Consider the following 2,436-nt stretch of genomic DNA (forward strand, 5'->3'; position numbering starts at 1 on the left):
CAAAATTAAACTAAGCCGGTGAGTCGCCCCACCGACTCGTCTTCAAAACCGTACGTGATACTTTCGCATCATACGGCTCCTCATCAAACGGAACCATTGTCATTGGTACCTTCTAGAATGGGTTTTCATCTAACTCAGAGGAGTCTGTATTTGACTCTTGACGTTTTGACTGAATTCCGATTCTATGTTTTTCATCGTGACAGTGGAGGTGTAGTAGTTCTAAATTTTTGAGATTATCACTTCCACCATTGGCGCGTGGTATTTTATGGTGTGTTTCCAATAAATCTTCTTCCCTAAAGGTAAGCCCACAATGAGCGCATTTTCCTTTTTGCCGTTTCAAAAGTATTCCTTTTTGACTGGTCATTTCAGGATGTTTACTCATTCTGGTGTTCCAGTATATTAGGTCACCATCGTAGGGACTTCTGGCTTCTTTGACTTTGGTGTGCCTGACAATTTTGGTTTTGGCATGTTTAGGGAGGTAATTATCCTCGTTGGTCATGAACACCCAGTTATCTCCTCCAATAGTTCCCCAATACTTATTGATTACCCAGGTTTTTGATTTCTTGGGGTGTCTCCTGTATCCCCATCTTTGGAGTTTGTTCCATAGCATATGTCCTAATTTGCTGAATGTTTCTTTACTACAGACTGACCTGTAGTAGTTGCACCATCCGCGTATAATAGGTTTGAGGTGGCTTATTAAAGCCTCTTGTGGGGCAGCTTTGTGTCGTTCTATGACATTTGAGAGCTGCCCATAATGCTCTAGTACTTTTTCCTTAGATGGCTTGATGATGGTTTTAAAACCTTGTTTAGTATGATGTTTACCTACTTTATATTGCCGAATGTTGAATCCGAGGAAGTCAAATCCGTCAAATGTGTGGGTAATTTTTGTTTTACTTGGTTTTAATTCCAGACCCATGTCCAGCAGCCATTTATTAATGACTTCAAGACATTCTTCTACCACGGTTTGGTCTTGGTGGAGAATGACAAAATCATCTGCGTATCTGACTAGGGATAGACCTGTTTTATAGTGTCTTTTCTTTCCCTTGATGGAGTTAGCGTGATTCCAGATGGCATTTTCCATTCCGTGGAGGGCTATATTGGCCAGAAGTGGTGATATAACGCCACCTTGTGGGGTACCCTCATTTGTAGATGAGAATGTTCCATTATCCATCACACCGGCTTTTAGCCAGGACTTAATTAAACGTCTCATGGATGGGTAAGTATTTAATTTTGTTAGAAGTGCATCATGGTTGATTCTGTCAAAGCATTTGGCAATATCTGCGTCCAAAACCCATTTGGGTTTTTGGGCTATTACTGTAAATATTGCTTCTATTGCATCGTGACATGAGCGTCCTGGCCTGAACCCGTAGGAATTAGGTTCAAATTTGGCTTCCCATTCAGGTTCTAATGCCTGTTTGGCAAGTGCTTGTAATGCACGGTCGTATATGGTTGGGATACCTAATGGGCGTTTTTCCGACCGTCCGGGCTTAGGAATCCATACCCTTCTGGTGGGTTGTGCCTTTTTGGAGATTTTGAGGCTGGCTACTAAGGTGAGGCGCTGCTTATTGGTTAAAGCTTTAACCCCATCTATTCCGGCAGTCTTTTTGCCTTTGTTTTCCTGGGTAACCTTTCTGACCGCAATCATTTTTGCTGACCAGGATTTCATCAGGGTCTTTTGCAGTTTTCTTACCACGCTCACGTCACCACGGCTCGAGGCTTGATATATTCGTTTTTGCAACTTAAAGACTGTCATTTCTAGCTTTCGCCAGTTGACCGACTTCCATTCCGACTGTGAGGCGAACCCCCGAGTTTTAGACATATCAATTGCTACTTACAACCATATCTTTTCCGTTGACGTGAGTCCGTTAGCATATCCTAGGAATTACCCTAGGCCTTGGCTTCTGACTCAATCTCGCCCCTCTATGACTTGCGGTTAGCTACCTACTTGGAATATTCGACCTTTCCAAGAGTACATATATGGGTTACTTCGTTCCTGATAACCATTCTTTGAACTTTTAGGGTGGTACTTTTCACCGGGAGAAGGGGAAAATCTTTATAAGAAGGAGAAATCCTATAAACCCTTTATTTTCCATTGACTTTTTGTCTGTAGCGCTATTCGACCTTTTTATTTCGCTACCCACGCTTAACGATGATTCAGATGTACCTTCCTGTTCGTACCCATGAGTTCTTATACCTAGGCTGACACCGGTCAGGTTAAAGGGTGTTTTGCCCGTTTGACCCTTTGCTGTTCAATTTATGGAGTTGCTATTTCCATAAATCAGGGTAGGGTTGTCACTCGGATTTCACGAGGGATGGTCTTGCACCATCATGGTTATCAAGTTGTCATGGTTCAGTTTCCTGACCAGGCGGCTAATCCTCCAAGCTTTTTTTTAGGGCAAGGTTTCTAGCCAACGAATCGCACTCTCCTGAAGCGTT

The 2,436-nt window shown here is 42.8% G+C and carries 1 protein-coding gene; it reads right to left on the reverse strand.

What is annotated here, in order from left to right; translation table 11 throughout:
* Nucleotides 1-112: 112 nt before the first annotated feature.
* Nucleotides 113-1,819, reverse strand: coding sequence for a group II intron reverse transcriptase/maturase (ltrA, locus tag F6K49_RS41490; RefSeq protein ID WP_293084565.1), 1,707 nt, complete (start codon nucleotides 1,817-1,819; stop codon nucleotides 113-115).
* Between the last annotated feature and the right edge of the window lie 617 nt (nucleotides 1,820-2,436).

The organism is Moorena sp. SIO3I6 (genome assembly GCF_010672095.1).

Bases quoted from the DNA above. Each gene is read 5' to 3' on its own strand.
- ltrA (WP_293084565.1), bottom strand. From the start codon at position 1,819: ATGTCTAAAACTCGGGGGTTCGCCTCACAGTCGGAATGGAAGTCGGTC.